Origin of the sequence: Moorena sp. SIO1F2, assembly GCF_010672755.1 — a bacterium.
In the GTDB taxonomy this organism is placed as follows: Bacteria; Cyanobacteriota; Cyanobacteriia; order Cyanobacteriales; family Coleofasciculaceae; genus Moorena.
Genome location: NZ_JAAHFV010000107.1, coordinates 1 through 17920 on the forward strand (window position 1 = coordinate 1; position 17920 = coordinate 17920).

19 protein-coding genes and 9 pseudogenes are annotated in these 17920 nt (G+C 40.5%); 21 read left to right on the top strand and 7 right to left on the bottom strand.

All coding sequences use genetic code 11. The annotated features are described in order from the left end of the window. Together F6J94_RS14730 and F6J94_RS14735 are read right to left on the bottom strand one after the other, a co-directional pair. Positions 1-622 (bottom strand): annotated as a pseudogene (locus F6J94_RS14730) (IS4 family transposase); the annotation flags it as partial. 21 nt (positions 623-643) lie between these two features. Next, positions 644-1366, bottom strand: a pseudogene (locus tag F6J94_RS14735) (IS4 family transposase). Between the two features lie 875 nt (positions 1367-2241). Here F6J94_RS14735 and F6J94_RS34295 point away from each other — a divergent pair. Both F6J94_RS34295 and F6J94_RS34300 read left to right on the top strand, forming a co-directional pair. Next, on the top strand, positions 2242-2712 hold the full coding sequence (locus tag F6J94_RS34295) for an ISAs1 family transposase (RefSeq protein WP_367142211.1): 471 nt from the start codon (positions 2242-2244) through the stop codon (positions 2710-2712). Positions 2713-2753: 41 nt separating this feature from the next. Beyond that, positions 2754-3014, top strand: a pseudogene (locus tag F6J94_RS34300) (ISAs1 family transposase); the annotation flags it as partial. A gap of 443 nt (positions 3015-3457) precedes the next feature. Here the strand turns inward: F6J94_RS34300 and F6J94_RS14745 are convergent. The 3 genes and pseudogenes from F6J94_RS14745 to F6J94_RS14755 form a co-directional block, all read right to left on the bottom strand. Beyond that, positions 3458-3577: pseudogene (locus tag F6J94_RS14745) on the bottom strand (IS4 family transposase); the annotation flags it as partial. An 83-nt stretch (positions 3578-3660) separates the two neighbouring features. After that, positions 3661-4068: pseudogene (locus F6J94_RS14750) on the bottom strand (IS4 family transposase); the annotation flags it as partial. Between the two features lie 150 nt (positions 4069-4218). Continuing rightward, positions 4219-4536: an IS630 transposase-related protein gene (locus F6J94_RS14755; RefSeq protein WP_293041413.1), complete on the bottom strand. Its 318-nt coding sequence runs from the start codon at positions 4534-4536 to the stop codon at positions 4219-4221. Positions 4537-4747: 211 nt separating this feature from the next. On the opposite strand from F6J94_RS14755, the pseudogene F6J94_RS14760 reads away from it, so the two are divergent. From F6J94_RS14760 to F6J94_RS34305, 4 genes and pseudogenes are all read left to right on the top strand, one after another. Then, positions 4748-5463: pseudogene (locus F6J94_RS14760) on the top strand (IS701 family transposase); the annotation flags it as partial. Positions 5464-5578: 115 nt separating this feature from the next. Further along, a complete protein-coding gene (locus tag F6J94_RS14765) occupies positions 5579-6217 on the top strand; it encodes a hypothetical protein (RefSeq protein ID WP_293041416.1) in 639 nt (212 codons plus the stop codon). 403 nt (positions 6218-6620) lie between these two features. Then, positions 6621-6863: a hypothetical protein gene (locus F6J94_RS14770; RefSeq protein ID WP_293041419.1), complete on the top strand. Its 243-nt coding sequence runs from the start codon at positions 6621-6623 to the stop codon at positions 6861-6863. Continuing rightward, positions 6796-6954 carry a hypothetical protein gene (locus F6J94_RS34305; protein ID WP_367142212.1) on the top strand — a complete coding sequence of 53 codons (159 nt, stop codon included), beginning with the start codon at positions 6796-6798 and terminating at the stop codon, positions 6952-6954. The genes F6J94_RS14770 and F6J94_RS34305 overlap by 68 nt, the downstream gene beginning before the upstream one ends. 73 nt (positions 6955-7027) lie before the next feature. Here the strand turns inward: F6J94_RS34305 and F6J94_RS14775 are convergent. Next, positions 7028-8072: pseudogene (locus F6J94_RS14775) on the bottom strand (IS630 family transposase). A gap of 70 nt (positions 8073-8142) precedes the next feature. Between F6J94_RS14775 and F6J94_RS14780 the strand changes: the two are divergent. The 15 genes and pseudogenes from F6J94_RS14780 to F6J94_RS14850 form a co-directional block, all read left to right on the top strand. Further along, positions 8143-8310 (top strand): annotated as a pseudogene (locus tag F6J94_RS14780) (transposase); the annotation flags it as partial. 322 nt (positions 8311-8632) lie between these two features. After that, a complete protein-coding gene (locus F6J94_RS14785) occupies positions 8633-9721 on the top strand; it encodes a glycosyl transferase (RefSeq protein WP_293041422.1) in 1089 nt (362 codons plus the stop codon). A gap of 17 nt (positions 9722-9738) precedes the next feature. Then, positions 9739-10338, top strand: coding sequence for a hypothetical protein (locus F6J94_RS14790; RefSeq protein ID WP_293029930.1), 600 nt, complete (start codon positions 9739-9741; stop codon positions 10336-10338). Positions 10339-10363: 25 nt separating this feature from the next. Next, positions 10364-10870 (top strand): hypothetical protein, encoded by a 507-nt coding sequence (locus tag F6J94_RS14795; RefSeq protein ID WP_293029927.1) that lies wholly within the window; start codon positions 10364-10366, stop codon positions 10868-10870. 26 nt (positions 10871-10896) lie between these two features. Next, positions 10897-11316: a secondary thiamine-phosphate synthase enzyme YjbQ gene (locus tag F6J94_RS14800; RefSeq protein WP_293029924.1), complete on the top strand. Its 420-nt coding sequence runs from the start codon at positions 10897-10899 to the stop codon at positions 11314-11316. A 162-nt stretch (positions 11317-11478) separates the two neighbouring features. Beyond that, positions 11479-12271, top strand: a pseudogene (locus F6J94_RS14805) (IS5 family transposase). Positions 12272-12445: 174 nt separating this feature from the next. Then, complete coding sequence (locus tag F6J94_RS14810) at positions 12446-12610, top strand: hypothetical protein (protein WP_293041425.1); 165 nt, start codon at positions 12446-12448, stop codon at positions 12608-12610. Beyond that, positions 12598-12894: a hypothetical protein gene (locus tag F6J94_RS14815; protein ID WP_293041428.1), complete on the top strand. Its 297-nt coding sequence runs from the start codon at positions 12598-12600 to the stop codon at positions 12892-12894. The genes F6J94_RS14810 and F6J94_RS14815 overlap by 13 nt, the downstream gene beginning before the upstream one ends. Before the next feature lie 7 nt (positions 12895-12901). Continuing rightward, positions 12902-13195 carry a hypothetical protein gene (locus F6J94_RS14820; protein ID WP_293026617.1) on the top strand — a complete coding sequence of 98 codons (294 nt, stop codon included), beginning with the start codon at positions 12902-12904 and terminating at the stop codon, positions 13193-13195. 209 nt (positions 13196-13404) lie between these two features. Beyond that, positions 13405-13596 (top strand): transposase family protein, encoded by a 192-nt coding sequence (locus tag F6J94_RS14825; protein ID WP_293041437.1) that lies wholly within the window; start codon positions 13405-13407, stop codon positions 13594-13596. Between the two features lie 219 nt (positions 13597-13815). Further along, entirely contained in the window at positions 13816-14169 is a 354-nt protein-coding gene (locus tag F6J94_RS14830; protein WP_293041440.1) for a transposase family protein, read from the top strand. A gap of 183 nt (positions 14170-14352) precedes the next feature. Next, positions 14353-14613: a hypothetical protein gene (locus F6J94_RS14835; RefSeq protein WP_293026609.1), complete on the top strand. Its 261-nt coding sequence runs from the start codon at positions 14353-14355 to the stop codon at positions 14611-14613. A 286-nt stretch (positions 14614-14899) separates the two neighbouring features. After that, on the top strand, positions 14900-15334 hold the full coding sequence (locus F6J94_RS14840; protein WP_293041431.1) for a hypothetical protein: 435 nt from the start codon (positions 14900-14902) through the stop codon (positions 15332-15334). A gap of 36 nt (positions 15335-15370) precedes the next feature. Next, the gene (locus F6J94_RS14845; RefSeq protein ID WP_293026600.1) at positions 15371-15874 is read left to right on the top strand and encodes a GNAT family N-acetyltransferase; all 504 of its coding nucleotides are present in this window, start codon (positions 15371-15373) and stop codon (positions 15872-15874) included. Between the two features lie 121 nt (positions 15875-15995). Beyond that, positions 15996-16202, top strand: a complete 207-nt coding sequence (locus F6J94_RS14850) for a glycogen debranching protein (protein WP_070390789.1) — start codon at positions 15996-15998, stop codon at positions 16200-16202. Between the two features lie 336 nt (positions 16203-16538). Here F6J94_RS14850 and F6J94_RS14855 read toward each other — a convergent pair whose 3' ends face one another. Then, positions 16539-17603, bottom strand: coding sequence for a TrkA family potassium uptake protein (locus tag F6J94_RS14855; RefSeq protein WP_293041434.1), 1065 nt, complete (start codon positions 17601-17603; stop codon positions 16539-16541). Between the last annotated feature and the right edge of the window lie 317 nt (positions 17604-17920).

A 17920-nucleotide genomic window follows, 5' to 3' on the forward strand; every position in this document is an offset into this window, starting at 1 on the left:
TGCGACATGAGAGCTAAAAAGTAGACTCTATAAGCTTCATAGCTCTCATACCTCGTAAATAATTATCGAGCTTATGACGACTTAAGCGCATCAAATCATAAACTAATTCCCAACATTTATCAATAAAGTTAATCCAATTTTGAGCATATAGTCCAATATAAAAACTGCTATGTCTTTTAGTTGAACGCCCATATTATTTGACTCTAGCTACATAGTTATGAACTCCTTGTTTAGTAATTTTTTCTCCTTGTCTTGTGGAAGCAAGATAAGCGAAAGATATTATAATAACTAAAGATATAAAGCGTTTTCCGATCACATTGCTGCCTTCCATATTATATCCACCGCTCTTATAATATCGGAACATCTCTTCAATATTAAAACGTTTTTTATAGGCATAAATTGCTTCCGAAGCACTGCTCATATTTGTTAGAATAAACCAACCTTCTTTGGTCACGGATTTTAGATAACTTTTTTTCCATTTACAGGCGATACTAAATCCAGTAATTTGTTTAGTTTTGGTAACTTTGACATTTTCAAAAAATAATGAAGTTCCTGGTTTTAATCCACAATTTTTTAAGGAAGTCCAACCCGAATTTTTAAGTTGAATTTGTTCCGATTTTTTTCTGACGGGGTGACATGAAAGCTAGAATGTAGCCATAATAAGGAACCTAGCTCTGAGCCCTCGTAAATAATACTCCAGTTTATTGCGATTTAAACTCATTAACTCCTTAACCAAATCCCAACACGATTCCATAAAACTCACCCAACTTTGCCCATATAAGCCAATGTAAAAGCTGCTATGTCTCCTTTCCATACGTCCAGACTCTTTAACTCGACCAACATATTTTTGTACACCTTTACTTTTTATTTTTTGCCCTTGAAAAGTCGCCAAGCTATAGGCAATTGCTACAAGTAATATCAAAGATATCAAACGCTCACCATAAAGATTAGTATCTTCCAAATTATATCCACCACTTTTAAAATCTCTAAACATTTATTCTATATCAAAACGCTTTTTATAAGTTCTGATAGCTTCGGTAAGATTATCTAAGCTTGTTAAAATAAACCATCCCTCTTTGGGAGAGCAACCCTGTAACTTTCGTTTCCATTTACCAGCTATATTAAAACCAGCAATTTTGTGACTTTTTGTTACTTTTACCCCTTTAAGAAACAAAGATAATCCGGGTTTTAATCCTAAAGCATTTAACTCTCTCCAAATTCCATTCTCTAATTCCACAAATTCATCCTTTCTTAGCCTCAAACAAAACTGTACAGACTTATTCCTTAGCCAGTCGGCTAATTTAACAGAACAAAATTCTCTATCTCCCAATACGAGGGGTTGATAGTTTTTAAATAAGCGATGCAGCGCGGTCTTGGGGGTTCCCCCGGAGACAAAACCTTAGATAGTGGAGCCTTTATAGTTAGCAGGTTATGCAGAAAAGGGTTAAATATTTTTTAATAAGGCTCCACTATCTTACGGTAAATTCAAACCATGAGCGACTGCATCAAGACAGGGTAAAATTTTCTCGAATATTTGAATTTGTTCCGTCAAGTTACTTGAGCCTAATTTAGGTAACAATTGCCAATATATAGGGATAGCTCTATTGTCATAAACGAGGCTAACCATTATTAAATTTATCCGTGCCCAACTCGTTCGTTCGCGTAGCGTGACCTACGGTCAATCAATAACTAAATATAAAACGTCATCAAAAGAAAAATTTTGACTTAACCAACTAGTGATAATGGGAAACCACAATTGCTCAATATTAAGTATTGGTAAGGAGAGAAATCTTTGTAATTTTTTTCGTCTACTCTCAAATAAAATTGGTATGGGTAAAGCGGTTGCTAATTTTTGTAGGCTAACTTCTTTGATATCTTGTAAAAGATTAATTAAAAGAGAACAAAGCAAGTATTCAGAACGTACTAGTTTATTTTCTAAGTGTATTTGGTAAAATAGAGGTATCATTTTCAGCTTTATTGGTCTTATTGAAAATTACTGACCTATCTTTTTTTACCATAATTTGGTCAAATTATTACCCCACATGGGTTTTCGGGCGCTTGTCGCCCCCCCAGGATTTTTTTAGTCTTAAACAAAAGGTAAAGCCTTGTGTATCCAGGGTAAGCGCAAGAAAAATGAACTCATAATATGCTAAAGGAACCGATGTCACCATCAAGGTATCCAATCCAATGGTTAAAAGCTTTGATACACCCACGAACCCAAATCTAACAAGTCGCAAATCCTTGCCATTACTGCCAGCCCTGGATGGTCAACAGCAACAGCCGCTTATGCTCGAGCATTTTGAGAACCTAAGTGATCCGCTCCGGAAACAAGGGGTGCTTCATCCATTTGTAAGTATTGTGATGATTGCACCCGACGCCACCATTGGGGGCGCAACGGGGTGGGAAGATATCGAAACTTATGGGATTAGCCACCACCAATGGTTGGGGAGCTTTTTAGCATTACCCAATGGAATTCCCTGTGCAGATACGTACAGGCGAGTGTTTGAGAAGATCTCACCGAGGGCCAAAGAGGATAGTTTCCAGAGTTGGTTAAGTAGTTTAGTGACGGATAATGGAGCACAGGTGATTCCCATTGATGGCAAACAACTCAAGAGTTCCTATGACCGCAACCAAGCACAATCCGCTTTGCATATGGTTAGTGCGATAGCGAGTGAGCATCGGCTGTTTCGTAGGTCTTGTGAAAGTGGATGATAAAAGCAATGAGATTACAGCGATAAAGCGCCTTACTAGAATTATTGGACATCTGCGGATGCATCATTACTATTGATGCCATGGGAACTCAGCATGAGATAGTCCGTGGTATTCGTGCTAAGGGTGCTGATTATGTCCTGGCACTCAAAGGGAATCATCCTACTTTGTTCGAGCAGGTCAAGGGATGGTTTGAAACTGCTGTTGCTAATAAGTTTGAGAGTGTTGAGTATAGCTATGATGTGCGGGTAGAATCAGCACACCATCGTACTGAAAAGCGCGATTGTTTGGGCCGTTTCTGTTGAGCAAATAGACTTCGATTTATACCAACAGTCCAAGTGGTCTGGATTACAGAGTATCGTGATGGTTATTCGCACCCGCCATCAAAGGAACAAGACTACCCGCGAAGTGATGTTTTACCTGACTTCTTTACCACCCCATGCTCAAAAGTTGGGCAAAGCTATTCGGCAGCACTGGTCTATTGAAAACCAACTTCACGCTCGTATTAGATGTGACTTTTGGGGAGGATGCGACGCGGATTCGTACAGGGCATGCCCCACAGAATATGGCTTTACTTAAGCTAGGAAGTCTTAATCTACTCAATCTTGAAACGAGCTATAAACGCAGTACTCGTCAAAAAGCTAAACGAGCCAGCATGGATACAAGGTATATGCTTAAGGTTTTAGAAACCTCCATTCCCTTAAACTCTAGCATATCGAACCCATAAATTTTCTTGCGCTTACCCTGCTTGTGTATCTAACCATTTAGCCAATTTGACGGAACAAAATTCTCGGTCTACCAAAATTATAACTTGATAGCCATCAAATAGCTCTATAATATTTGATAGGATTTTTGTTTGTTCTTGAAGTTACCGTAGAACAGTGGAGCCTTATTAAAAAAGAGTTAACCCTTTTATGCATAACCGTTCACCCATAAAGGCTCCACTGTTCAAGGTTTCGTCTCTGAAAAATTACTTGAGCCAAGTTTTGAAATAAGTTCAAAATCAACTGGAATTGCTCGGTTCTTATAAATTAGACTAATCATAAATAAATTTTTATATTTCCAATTAGTTCTATCGATAGCCAAATAGATTTTTGACTCTTTATTAAATGTTTGATCCAGCCATTTTTTAATAATTGGAAACCACAATAATTTGAGCTAAAATATTGGTAATGATAAAAATCTCTGTAGTTTTTTACGTCTTGAATTAACCTGAATAGGTAAAGGTAATGACTCGGCAATTTTTTCTAGTTTAATATTTTTGATATCTTGTCTAATAATTAGTACAATAGAAAAAAACAATAATTGAGATTCAGAAAGTAGATTTTTTAGATGTTTTTGATATAATTCTGGTATCATTTTCAATTGGTAGGTCGTATTGACAATTTATGACCTATCTTTTTTTACCATAATTAGCTCAATTTAATATATATCAAGGGTTACAGGCCGCTTGTCGCCCCCCCAGTAAAAAATTAGTAATTTTCTGCCAATAAAGACATCTTAATATAGCTACCCTTGACCTTTTGGCTTGACTAGCATATAGCGTTTTTTTTTTCGCGTTATGTTAAGTTTTTTTAAGATTAGACTCAAAGTAGTAATGTGGACAGTAATTTTTTTCTCTTTTTCAAGTATTTCCACCATTTCCGACAGAGTTAATGATGGATGCTCTGACAACATAGATTTGATAAATTCCGTGAATGGTTCTAATTTAGAGGCTCGGTTATTCCCTTGTTTGCCCGGTGATATATCTCCGGTTTGTTGAATTTTTTTAATAATTCTAAATACAAAATTACGACTCACTTTAAACCTTTTAGCTAACCGCGTCATTGAGCCCTGGCCAAAGGCCACGCTACGCGAACGCCGTCTAGATAAGCTGTGATAATTTTCGTTCTTATGTCAACAGAATATGCTTTCATTATTGGAGTTTTATAATATTTATTATATTATACTCTATTTAAGCGCAAACCGCTATAACTCTCTTCTGTCACTCTCGGGGAAGTAAAATGAAGAGGAAACCTATGAAACCCTTTATTCGAGTATGGTAGAGGCGAGACAGGCTGCTTCCACAGTGAGAAAAGTAGATACATACTGTGAATTGTACAAAAACTTATTTGTAGAAGTAAGAGCCTATGAGTACTTTAAATACATTCATTTGGGACGTGCTTAGTGACATAAAAAGAAAGAGTTTACCGGAGATAGCTAAGGTAGTAGGGTTAGAAAATGCACAAGGATTACACCATTTCGTAAAGCTTGTCACCTTGGTCAGCCAAAGAATTAGAGTCAAGAAGATTAGGCATCATCTTAACTGTGTTAGAAGGCAGGGAAATAGATGTGATAATAGATGAAACAGGAGATAATAAGAAAGTAAAAAAAACCGACTATGTCAAAAGACAATATATTGGAAATCTAGTAAAAGTAGAGAATGGGATTGTCTCAGTAAATGCTTATGGACATTGGGAAGGGATGACTTTCCCATTAAAGTTTAAGATTTTCAAGCCAAAAGGAAGGTTAAAAGAAGGAGATAAATACAAAAGCAAGCCAGTACTTGGAGCAGAAATAATCAAAGAGCTAAAAGAAATGGGTTTTAATATAAAAAGAGTATTAGCTGATAGTCTTTATGGGGAAAGTGGCAGTAATTTTAGGTCAGTAATCGAGGACTTAAACATAGAGTATGCAGTAGCAATCCGCTCTAATCATGGAGTGTGGCTACCAAAAGAGCAAAAAGTCAGAGCAAATAAATGGCGAGAATTTGAGCATCAAGGCTGGGATGGTAAGATCACAAAAAGATATATTAGCGTGATTTGCGCGGTCTTGGGGGTTCCCCCGGAGACAAAACCTTAGATAGTGGAGCCTTTATAGTTAGCAGGTTATGCAGAAAAGGGTTAAATATTTTTTAATAAGGCTCCACTATCTTACGGTAAATTCAAACCATGAGCGACTGCATCAAGACAGAGAAATTATTTATGGAAAGAGAGGATTAAGACAATATTGGGAGATTACAACTGACAAAGAGACAATATCAGACGATTCAACTTGGTTGGTTATGACGAAAATTCCAAAAATTAACTATAAAAAAGTCGGGAAAATTTATCAAATAAGAGCTTGGGTGGAATATGGATTTAAACAAAGTAAAAGTGAATTATGTTGGGCAGATTTTCGCGTCACTAATTATGCTCAAATTGAGAAATGGTGGCAATTAGTTATGTCGGCGTATTTAATGGTGTCTCTACACAGTGACTCTTTTAACCCAATGGTTACACCTGTATCAGAAAAGTTTCAACAACATGATTGGTGGAATGAAAGAAAGGGCTGGAAAAATATTCTTAATAATCTTAGATTAATTATTAAGCCTTATCTTAGTTTTAATATAATTAGCCGGTGGCTTAAAGTTTTTCCTATTCCTCAGCTTTCTTTGGGTTTACCTAGGCTTATAAATCTAATGAATGAGTTTGATTGTTTGCGTTACTTTGTCTATTTTTGGGATAATTTTTATTATTCATCTGCCTAGAGTGACAGAAGAGAGATAATATGGAGTGTAGCAAGGAGGGATAAATGCCATCACCATATAGGGATGCAGAGCGAGCAAAAGCAGTAGCAGCAGTAGATCGTGGAGAGAAAAAAAGCCAAGTCTGCCGAATGCTGCTTGCTGAGCCGTAATAGGTTAGACCTTTGGCTAAAAGCCAGAGAACAAAGAGGAACATTCACACGCCTTGAGAAACTATCACCCGTGGCCACAGCCAAAAATCCGAGATTTAGAGGAGTTTCGCCAATTTGCGTGCATAAAACGGTGGCACAACTCAAAAACAGATGGCAAAAAAGTGGCCATAAGAAATAAGTCACACTACCATCGGCAAAGCTTTGAAACGTATTGGATTTACCAGAAAAAAAAACTTATGGATACAAAGAAATAAATGAAGAGGAACGAGGGAAATTTCTCAAATACAAAGCGCCAGTATGCCAAACAGCGAATAGTGTATGTGGATGAAGCGGGAGTTGATGACACAGAGGACTATCCTTATGGTTGGTGTGAGAAATCGAACACGATATTACGACCTCAAATTAGGACACAAAACGGAGCGAATCAGTATGGTAGGAGCAACTTCGAGTGGTCAAATTATTGCTCCGATGACTTTCGTGGGATACTGCAACACTAATCTTATAGAAATGTGGGTAGAGTTTTTCCTAATGCCAGAATTGTTACCGGGGCAGATAGTAATCATGGATAGGGCAAGTTTTCACAGCTGACGCTTACATCAAGAAATTATATCAAGTTCGGATGATTACTTATAATTAGATTTCGCGGGTTTTCGGCCACCACTTAAAGCAAGTCAGCCCCCCAATAAGCGTCTTGCTGACCCAGCAATTGCTGACAACGATAGACCAATAAATCCTCGTTCGGAGTTGATATTTTTGGGGGAATGATTGGCCACAATCTCGTTAGCCAGCGGCCACAACCGTTCCGCAGGTTGCAACTGAGTCGAATGTGACGGTAGCTCAAACAGATGAATGCCAACAGGTAACACCACATCTTTAGGGATGTGCCATCCCGCTTGGTCTACTACTAGTAACACTCGTAAATTCCACGCCCCATTGAAATTCTCGGGCAAAATCTGCTAATACAAGGGTTGAACAGTTGTGTATTCACAAATGGCAAAAGCCACCAATAGGTTTCTCCCGACTCCGGGTGAACAAAAGCATAGACCCACAACCACGCTCTATTGATGTTTAACCTGGGCAATCGGTTGTTCCCCCTCAAGTGTCCAGACTCGACCCATCACTGGCAGTAGCCCCAAACGATGTTCGTCCATTCCCCACACCTCAATGTCTGCGATCGGGTATAAGACTTGAAGATATGCCAGCTCTAAAGGTCATTTTTTTTCCACTGCTGTTGGCGGGAGTTTGGAAGTTTCCTGATGTTGGGGTGAGCGGGACTATAGCGCGATAACCCATGTCCCGAAGATACTCCCATCCTCGATAACGGCTAATCCCAACTCCTGTCAATTCACTTAACCAATCAGCTACCAAACGACCGTTCCATAACCCTCCATCAGGAGCCGGTCCGGTTAAGACAAGGCACAGTTGTGCAAGTTGTAGATCATTGAGTTGAGTTGGCGAACCCGGATTTGACTGTCGTTGATCCCCCAAAGCATTTGGTCCGTGCTGGTTATAACGTCGCAGAAGTTGGGTTTTTCCAAATTCGGCTATAACCAGTAACTTCGAGCTTCCGTTGCTGGAGTTTTCCCATCGGCAAGTAGCCAGATGATTTGATAGTGACTGCGTTGCACCGAGGAGGTGCTTGCCCGGTAACGAGAGTAGAGTTCCTCCGAACTCAAATGGGATTCAACAGTGACGGTTTTTGGCATAGCGAGTGGCAATGCAATGTTTTTTCAGAGGAAGGGAAGTTTAATTATAACTAATTATCCGAACTTGATATTAATCGAGCAGGCAGGGTGTGAGCTTCTGTTTCTGCCTGCTTATTCACCTGACCTAAATAAAATTGAGAAATTTTGGTCTCGACTGAAACATCATTTACGGAAGACCATTGAGGAATTTGATTGTTTGCAGGATGCTCTGGATAATGCTTTCAGAGTATTGTCCTAACCAACTCTTTCTCTGCTATAGAGTCTGCGTTTTAGATTATTTCGTCGCCCCCTCAGGTTTTCAACTCCTTTAAAAAAAAACTTTAAATTTTTTCTGAATTCAATTTTAAAGTGTGGAAATTATAATCAAGGTAGTATAGCGCTACGCGCAAGTCAGAAGTCAGAAGTCAGAAGTTAGAAGTAAGCTATGACTAAGTTTCGGAGTTTAGGAATGTCAAACACCTGAATGCGTAGTGCTATAACTGCCAAAGTTAGCCACTTGTGGTTTATTTTTGTTAGCCTGCATGAAAGCCTTCAATTAACTCAATACCTGAGCTCCTAGAATGTCTAGACCAGTTTTATACATCGCTATCACTAGCCACGGTTTTGGTCATGCTGTACGTACTGCCTCCGTAGCTGCGGCTATTCAACGACTGTGTCCGGATATCTTACTGATTCTAGTAACAACAATACCACGCTGGTTATTAGAATCCTACATTCCGGGGGATTTTATTCATCGCCCACGGGCTTTTGATGTTGGTGTTATTCAAACCGACAGCTTAACAATGGATAAAGAGGTAACCTTAACCAAACTACAGCAAATTCGTTCCAATGCTAGATCAATTATTGCTAGTGAGGTTGACTTTATTCGTAACAATCGAGTAGGGCTGATATTAGCCGATATTCCCCCCTTAGCTGTAGGTATTGCTCAAGCGGCTGACATTCCCTGCTGGATGATGAGTAACTTTGGCTGGGACTTCATCTATCGAGACTGGGGAGGAGAGTTTGCTGAGATTGCCGATTGGATCAGTGAGTATTATGGAAAATGCGATCGCTTATTTCGCCTTCCTTTACATGAACCCATGAGCGCGTTCACCCAGATCACCGATGTGGGCTTAACAGGGGGATCACCAGGATACAGTACAGATCAATTAAGGAAGCATTTTGATCTGAAGTCTCCAGAGTTTAAAACTGCTTTACTCACCTTTGGGGGATTAGGGTTGGAACAAATTCCTTACCATAATCTATCTAGATTCCCTAACTGGCAGTTTATCACATTTGACTCTCAAGCACCAGATTTACCCAATTTACTGAAAATCAAGGGTCACGACTATCGACCAGTGGATTTCATGCCCTTGTGCTCGCGAGTGATTTCCAAAGCGGGGTACAGTACTTTTGCTGAAGCCTTACGCCTGGATATCCCAATTTCTTCAGTTACCCGCTCGGGATTTGCTGAAGCCGCTATCCTAATAGAAGGGGTGCAAGACTACGGTCACCATCAGATTTTAACACCGACAGAATTTTTCCACGGCAACTGGGAATTCCTCCATCATACTCCCAAGCCTCCCAGAAAATCTCATAGCTTGGTAAAGGATGGAACAGACAAGATTGCTAAAGATATTGTTAACTACCTCCAGACTCACACTAAATAGCCTAAATAGCCCCTGCCATGATATCTACCGTAGATTCGCTTATAGAACAGATCCAGAATAGCCAAAATTCTATCCCAAAGTCCATCGAAACACCAGAAACCTCTACTATTGAAGAACAGACCTCTGAAGAGCAGACCTCTTTCCCCAGCCTAGAGTTGGCAGCACGAGACGTTCGTATGGTACTTGATCAACAAAGGGAGCGCAGTCAAACCTTGACCACAAAGCTCAATATCTTGTTTGTCACTAACGGAGCCTTGTTAACGAGTTTAACCATATCTGGGCTAGTATTTTTCCGCAGCCCATTTGGTATAGCCGAGATACTGGGATTTATGCTTAATTTTACCCTACTAATCCGTGCTTTTCTCCCGCGTCAGATAGCAGTCAGTCCCAACTTGGGAGATAAAAAATTCCTAGAACGTTACCTGGTACTCTCACCAGAACAATACCAGCTACAGATGCTGGTTAATCTGGTAGAGACTTATAATGCAAACAGGCAGCGATTAGAAGATTTTTCTCTATCGTTGAAGTATTCTGCTTATGTAACTTGGGGGGTTGCCTTGATTATTACTTTGAATGTCATAGCAGAGTTTTGCATTCCTGCGCTTAAACTGATGTGATGTATTGTTGGCTTTCGCTGAGACTATGAATTCTAAACAGGTTAATAAAAAACCCTCCGGAGAACCCTTGAGTTTACCGGAACCAGACCCAGAGAACATCACTGTCTTGACCCGTAACCTGCCCAACAAGCCAATTCTGCCCTGGAATCACTATGATTCCCCTTGGCGTGATGGGGAACCGGAGAATCCAGAGGCATCGGAAAATTCCGAGCAGGCAGATGAGTCGAGTGACAATCAATCTGCAACTGAGCCAGAATCAGCAGAAAAGCCAGAGTTATCAGAAACTGCTGCTCAACTGGATAAGTTGTATACAGAAGAATTGGCAACCGTCCCTGAGTCGTTATCAGAAGATACTCTAGAGTCATCAGAAACTGGTGCTGTGGTGGATGAGTCTCCTGACAATCCACCAACAGCTGTAGCCACAGAAACCTTGGAAACACCTGTGGTGGATAAGTCTCCTGTCAATCCACCAACAGCTGTAGCCACAGAAACCTCGGAAACACCATCCGAGGAACTGAAACAGCTCGGGTAGCAGTGGCTAGATTAACCAAGCCTTCTATGACTCATTATCAACAACGACTCAAAATCAAGACTACCGGTAAATCCTTCTCCAACATTACCGGGAAAGTTCAATCTGTGGTTGCTACATCAGGACTGGAGACTGGACTGTGTACCATTTTCCTCCGTCATACCTCCGCAAGTTTGGTAATTCAGGAAAATGCTGATCCTGATGTGCTCACGGATTTATCGAACTTTTTTGCTAAATTAGTACCAGAAGATGGCAAAAGCTATAGCCATAGTGCCGAAGGTTCCGATGATATGCCTGCTCATATCCGCACTGCGCTGACTCAAACATCGGAACAGATTCCTATTGCTCAGGGGAGATTGCTCTTAGGAACCTGGCAAGGCATTTATATTTGGGAGCATCGCCGACAGGCTCACTACCGGGAGGTGGTGGTGCATATCGCCGGGAATTAATCTCAACCAGTATCTATTCTAACTATTAGAGTCGATGCCCGGTATTATCCGGGCAGGGCTGTTTCATTCTCAGAGGCTGTTTGAAAAGTATGAGAGAGAGTAAAAAAGCTCACACGGGGTAAAGTGTGATTAAGGAAAAATACACACAAGGCCGTGAGAGCAATGAGTAAAGTATATACGAGTAATCTGACTTATGATCCGTTTCAATTGATTAAGCCACTGCTGCCTCCAGCATTGAAAGGGGCTCGTCGAAGCCGTGTCTGCATGTTTTCAGTCATCAACGCCATTTTCTACGAGGTCTAAGTGTGTAAATGGCGAGATCTGCCGGATGATTTTCCGGCCTGGCAGACAGTCTACACCTCCGCACCGTAACTGGCGCTTGGATGGAACTTGGGATGTGATTCATCAACGTTTACGAAGTTTGAACCGAGTCATGTCATGGCTCGTTGAAAGTCCGAGGGAGGTGCGCCATGGATAGTCAGAGTGTTCCCACTAGCACTCCGGGTGAATAAAGCTGTGGGTTACGACACATACATTGCAACCAAGGGACGAAAACGCAACACGGTAGTGGATACCTTGGGGCTAGTAATGTGCGTTAAGGTCACAGCAGCCAATGTTCCGGAAAGGGAAGCAGGCAAGCAAGTCAATGGCCGTTTACAGCATTTGGGAGAGCAGGTTCGTCGCCTCTATCTGGTAGTGGTGGACGGAGGATATAGCGGTGAGCCTTTTCTACGGTAAGTCTAGGATACCAACGGAATGATTGTGCAACTCGTGCTGCGTCCCGAAGAATCCTTTGGTTTCATTCTCCTCAAAAAGCTAGTGGTGGTTGAGCGCACCTAGGGAAAGTGGAATTGGTATCGACGCTCAAAGTCAAGATTATGAGTATTTGCCTCAAAACTCCGAGACCATGATTTACATCCCCATGATTCGTCTGATGGTTCGGCGCTTAGCATAATTTGCTACACCCCTACCCCTTTTCAAACAGCCTCTAAGCATTTTTTTAATGGGGTATGACAACCGGATTTAGTATAATGCCTCTATCTCCAACCCAGATGATTCTGGAGAGTCCAAAGCGATGACGGACGGGAGCATGTCACTTATGCAGCAACATTAGTACTAAATCTAGGGAATGGGGAATGGGGAATGGGGAATGGGGAATGGGGAATGGGGAATGGGCATTGGTGACAAGTTAAGCAGGCATAGCAATTTGTCAAGTACTTTCCATAAATTGCTGTATCCTGTACTAGGTAAACTATTCAGTGCGATCGCTAACCCCAAACTGTGCGATCGCTAACCCCAAACTGTGCGATCGCTAACCCCAAACTGTGCGATCGCTTCGAGCACCAGCATATGCGGCTCGCGAACCGTAGACTAACTGAAGTATCGGTGGTTACAAAGGTAAAAAGAGAATGGCTCCCCCGCCAAAAAAGTATTAGAGACCACACCAGACCGCGAAACCAGCCCAATATAGATGAACATTGTCATAGCTCAACAACTAGAAGATTTAGTCAAACCTTGCGTGTACAATCAACTAGCCTACTACCGCTCATTAGACATGAGAAGCAGGATATTGAGTAACCCATAGATGCTGGCAGTGGTATTGAGTTTACTGGGTCGGCAAGTACCATCAGTAACAGAGCTCAATCGAATGCTAGCAAGGGAAAACTTGCTGTGGGCGAAGGCAGTGAAAGTGTCTCAACAAGCCCTATCTCAAAGATTCTTAACCTTTCCAGCATCATTGTTTCAAAGAGTACTAAAAGACTTACTAGTTTTGTTAAACCAACGTTGGCAGCAAAGAAACAGAGAAAGTCCGGTAAGCGTTAAAAGAGCGAGAAAGTATTTTGAACGTTTGTGGATAGTAGACATTTCCATAATATAATCAAATTCCAAAAAATAGACTATAATAAGTAAATATTGTTCGATCCAAAAAAATAAATGGAAAAATATACTTGGAACTATATCCAGAAAAAACCTAAACAAACCAAAAGACTATTAGGTATTGATTATCAACAATTATAGCAATTAATTTAACTAGGTAAGCTTCTCAATAAAAGAAAGCAAGAAGAAATTGAGAAAACTAAAATTATAATCAATCAAGCAGGAGGAGGAAATCATCCTAAACTATTAGAGTCAGAGCAAATCGTTTTAATGTTAATTTATTTAAGGTATCATTTGAGCTTTCAACTTTTAGGACTTATTTTTAAAATCAGTGAATCAACGGCTCATAATATTTTTAATTATTGGCAAAAAAATTGTGACAACGACTTACCTACCAGTTGATTATCACAAGTAAAAAAGTTTCAAAAAGAATAAAAACTTATTGAACAATTAGATAATGATGAATTTATTTTAGACAGTACTGAGCAGTCTATTGAAAGACATTCTGATTATCAATAGCAAAAAAAAAATTATTCATAAAAGCAAAAAATACATACTTTTAAAAATCAATTTATTGTTTTACCAAAAGCTGATCGCGTAGCGTGGCCTACGGCCTTAGATATTGTCGATGTAGTAATCGGAAAACCTGGCCCTATGAGTGATATTAAAATCTGTCGAAAAACTTTGAGTAAATTTAATGATCAACAAACTTTTAGTGGGGATAAAGCTTACATTGGAGAAACTCAAATCACAACTCCCTATAAAAAACCGAATAATGGAGAATTAACAGAGACTCAAAAATCCGAAAATAAAGCTTTATCATCTAATCGAATTTTTATTGAACATTTAATTAGAGTTTTAAAATTTTTAAAAATATCTCAAGAAAGATTTAGTTTGCGTAAAACTCGATATAAATCAGTTTTTTTAACGGTTGGCGGATTAGTGCGATTAAGAATTGGTTCGCTAATTTTATAAGTAATAAAATCGGATGTTTCAGAGCAATTGATTGACGTTATCATGAGCCATATTTTTCCTATAAAATTAGATTTTGTGTCTTCAAACCATTATTAATTCGTTCTTAAAGCTAAATTTTAAATTAGGTCTTGACAAACTTGTTTTCCTTGCTGTGACTGGGTTATGGTTTTTTGGAGATGTCTAGTGGATGCTTCGACATTAGAGGCATTGTTTCGTAAGCTAAAAAGTTTAGAAACAGTACCTCTGGGTCAATTAGGAGGTAGAATCTGTACGGTGGTAGAAGAAACAGGCTTTCCAGTCGAAACCTGGTTTAAATCTAATCCTTACACCCATGAGAGTAACTTTGTGCCCAACTTGTTAGAATTGATCCCAGCCAAAACGCTACTCATCTTAGATAGAGGGTTTTGGAACTTTCGCTTTTTTGAGGAGTTGAATCTTGGGTAAATCTGACTTCATTACCAGGCTCAAAGGGAAAGGAAAATATAAATCTGTACGCACTTTGAGTCACTCTGGACAACATCATGACCAACTAATTAGGTTGGGAACAGGTTATCAAGGTAATCCAATTCTCAACTTACGTAAGTCGTGGTAAAACATGGTTCAACATGGTATCGCTACCTAACTTCTGTGATAGAGCCTGAAGTTTTACCTCCCTACCTCGTAGCTGATTTGTACGCTCGTCGCTGGCGAATTGAGGAGACTTTTATCACTCGAATAACGCTTATTGGGTTTGAGTTACTTGTGGACTGGTTCTGTCAATGGTATTCAATTACAATTGTGGGCTACTTGGTTATTTTATGTGGTCTTAATCGACCTATCCGATGAGGTAGCTAAGGCCTTTGGCCACGCTACGCGAACAGAATTATCAATACCAATGGAGTGTATTTCTGTAGAAATGGTTTTTCGCGGACTGTATCATTTTGGAGTTGCCTATCATCAAGGGAAAGCCACTGACCCAGTGGCCTATTTAACTGCTCTCGAGAACCAAGAAAAGGGGGTTGTCAAAGCCCCTCGTACCAGGAGAAAAAAACCTCCCCTTGATTTGTCTCCTTTCCCACACTCAGAGGGCTTGACAAATTGCTATGCCTGCTTAACTGTCACCAATGCCCATTACCCATTACCCATTACCCATTACCCATTACCAGAGAAGGGATATGATAAATAGTCAAATTGTCTTTTTTATTGTCCCTTTGCCAGCACTATGGGTAAGTTTACCTTAAGACCAGCCACAGAAGCTGATGTAGCGATTCTGTTTAATTTGATTAAGGCACTAGCAGAGTATGAGAAACTCTCCGAAGCTGTCACTGGCAATGCTGATGACCTGAAAGAACACCTGTTCGGCGCTAAACCCTATGTAGAGGCGATTATCGTTGAACAGGGTGGTCAAGGGGTGGGATTTGCACTGTTTTTCCACAACTATTCCACATTTCTAACTAAGCCGGGAATTTATCTAGAAGATTTATTTGTATTACCGGAATTTCGCCGCCAAGGTATCGGTAAAGCCATACTCAGTTACCTGGCTCAGCTAGCAGTGGAGCGTGGCTATGGGCGTTTAGAATGGAGTGTACTGGATTGGAATGAACCTGCGATGGCATTTTATGAACATATGGGAGCAGCAGTATTGCCAGACTGGAGAATTTGTCGAGTGACTGGGACGGCTCTCAATCAGCTAGCTGAGTATACTGATCCGGCTTCGACTGACTAATGTTGCTCAAATGCTATACTACGAGGTATATACAGCTGCGACCCTAAACATCTAGTTGCAGGTCAACGGCAAAAATGACATAGGGTAATTTACATATCGGTTTATATTAATAAAATCACTAATGACTATTTGGGTAAACGAGCAGATTGATCCATCGGGTCTTCTATACTCTTGTATTGCCACTTGCAACGAAGAGCAGGCGAGGGATTGCCACGAGTCGTTTCAGAATAACTTGACTGATCAGCAAAAAGCAGCGGGTTGGGTTGCCCGATTACGCACAGTTAAGTCTTGGGATGAAGTGCCGGTGAATACCTTGAAACTGAATTAGATCAAAACTGATATCATCCCCGGCAGCATCAATACTGTAAAGGATAGGGTAATTGGGTAAAAGGTAATTGGGTAAAAGGTAATTGGGTAAAAGGTAATTGGTAATTGTAATTACTCCCTGACCATACAATTACCCAAAAAAAACCAACGACAAAGAACACTACCGGGCACCACTAGACATGACATGATGTCTTGACAGTTAACCGTCAACCTACCCTAAATCGGACGCCAAAGGCGAACAACCTTCAACCTTCAACCTCCAACATTCAACATTAAACCTTCAACATTCAACCTTCAACCTTCAACAAAAAATCAACTGACCTTCTAAGCCCAAGATCTATTTTGGCTTGGGCAGTCGTAGCAAATTGGAACGGATTGGACCGAGAATCTGGTTTAGCTCACGCAATTGATCAGCTGTCCCCATACAAATCAGTAGGTCTCCTGGTATGAGTTTAGTGTCACCGTCTGGTCCAGCAATCAGACGACCGGAATCCCGGCGAATTGCTAAGACCATAGCACCAGTTTGCGATCGCAGTCGGGCTTCCCTGAGGGTTTTGCCCACGCAAGGACAGGTTTCGGGGTCTAGCAGAAACTCTTCCATATAAAAAGAGCTATCAGTTCCGGTTAGAATCCCATCCACAAAATCCATGACTTGGGGTCTAAGGGCTGCAGCTGCCAAGCGTCTACCACCAGTGATGTAGGGAGAAACTACAGCATCTGCACCAGCTCGCTGCAATTTTTGAACAGCTTCTTCAGAGCTAGCACGAGCGATGGCTCGAATTCGGGGATTGAGGGTTTTGGCAGACAAGATAATATAGAGATTTTCGGCATCTGAGGGCAGGGCAGCCACCAGACAAATTGCCCGTTCAATCCCCACATTTAGCAGAGTTTCATCCAAGGTGGCATCTCCGTGTACAGAAATACAACCCATATCCTGGACAGCTTGAACCTGTTCCAATCGGGAGTCAATTGTCACAAATGGGATTCCCTCAGCCTTAAATTCTACAGCAATCTGACGCCCAGTCCGTCCAAACCCACACAAAATGTAGTGTTTCGTCAAACTATCTAGCAAGCGCTTCTGTTGCCTCATGCGAATTCCATCTTGAAAGTAGCCTTGAATTAGGGCTTCTGTAAACCGGTTAACAATGTAACCGATACTAATAATGCCCATAAAAATCAGAGAAATGCTGAATAGTCTTGCCCGATCTCCCATCGGCCGTACTTCTTGATAGCCCACTGTCGAAAGCGTGATTACCGTCATGTAGGCTGAATCCAACCAGCCCCAGCCTTCAACCACCCGATACCACAGAGTTCCAATCAGAAATACACCCCCGAGAGTGATCCCACCGGCAATCAGCTCTTGGCGAAGACGTCGATATTTTTGCTCAAGGGTTGAATACACCGTTGCTTGTCATGGGTTAACTTAACTTAATACCTAGAGAAAATTCAGGTCAAACTGGCAACACCGAAAGCTGACACTGGTTTTTAATATTACATATATAAATATGATTAAGTTTATTGCTTTGCTATCGGTATAGTTCACAAATATAGTTTACATATATAGTTTACAAATATAGTTCACAAATATAGTTTACAGATCTAGTTCACAAATATAGTTCACAGATCTAGTTCACAGATCTAGTTCACAAATATAATATCTAGTTCACAGATCTAGTTCACAAATATAATATCTAGTTCACAGATCTAGTTCACAAATAT

What these genes read in the sequence shown, in the direction of transcription:
- F6J94_RS14770 (WP_293041419.1), top strand. Translation starts at nt 6,621, where the DNA reads ATGAAGAGGAACGAGGGAAATTTCTCAAATACAAAGCGCCAGTATGCC.
- F6J94_RS14810 (WP_293041425.1), top strand. Translation starts at nt 12,446, where the DNA reads ATGGGGAATGGGGAATGGGGAATGGGGAATGGGGAATGGGGAATGGGC.
- F6J94_RS34305 (WP_367142212.1), top strand. Translation starts at nt 6,796, where the DNA reads ATGGTAGGAGCAACTTCGAGTGGTCAAATTATTGCTCCGATGACTTTC.
- F6J94_RS14820 (WP_293026617.1), top strand. Translation starts at nt 12,902, where the DNA reads ATGCTGGCAGTGGTATTGAGTTTACTGGGTCGGCAAGTACCATCAGTA.
- F6J94_RS14755 (WP_293041413.1), bottom strand. Translation starts at nt 4,536, where the DNA reads ATGACGCGGTTAGCTAAAAGGTTTAAAGTGAGTCGTAATTTTGTATTT.
- F6J94_RS14785 (WP_293041422.1), top strand. Translation starts at nt 8,633, where the DNA reads ATGTCTAGACCAGTTTTATACATCGCTATCACTAGCCACGGTTTTGGT.
- F6J94_RS14765 (WP_293041416.1), top strand. Translation starts at nt 5,579, where the DNA reads ATGCAGAAAAGGGTTAAATATTTTTTAATAAGGCTCCACTATCTTACG.
- F6J94_RS14790 (WP_293029930.1), top strand. Translation starts at nt 9,739, where the DNA reads ATGATATCTACCGTAGATTCGCTTATAGAACAGATCCAGAATAGCCAA.
- F6J94_RS14845 (WP_293026600.1), top strand. Translation starts at nt 15,371, where the DNA reads ATGGGTAAGTTTACCTTAAGACCAGCCACAGAAGCTGATGTAGCGATT.
- F6J94_RS14800 (WP_293029924.1), top strand. Translation starts at nt 10,897, where the DNA reads ATGACTCATTATCAACAACGACTCAAAATCAAGACTACCGGTAAATCC.
- F6J94_RS14795 (WP_293029927.1), top strand. Translation starts at nt 10,364, where the DNA reads ATGAATTCTAAACAGGTTAATAAAAAACCCTCCGGAGAACCCTTGAGT.
- F6J94_RS14850 (WP_070390789.1), top strand. Translation starts at nt 15,996, where the DNA reads ATGACTATTTGGGTAAACGAGCAGATTGATCCATCGGGTCTTCTATAC.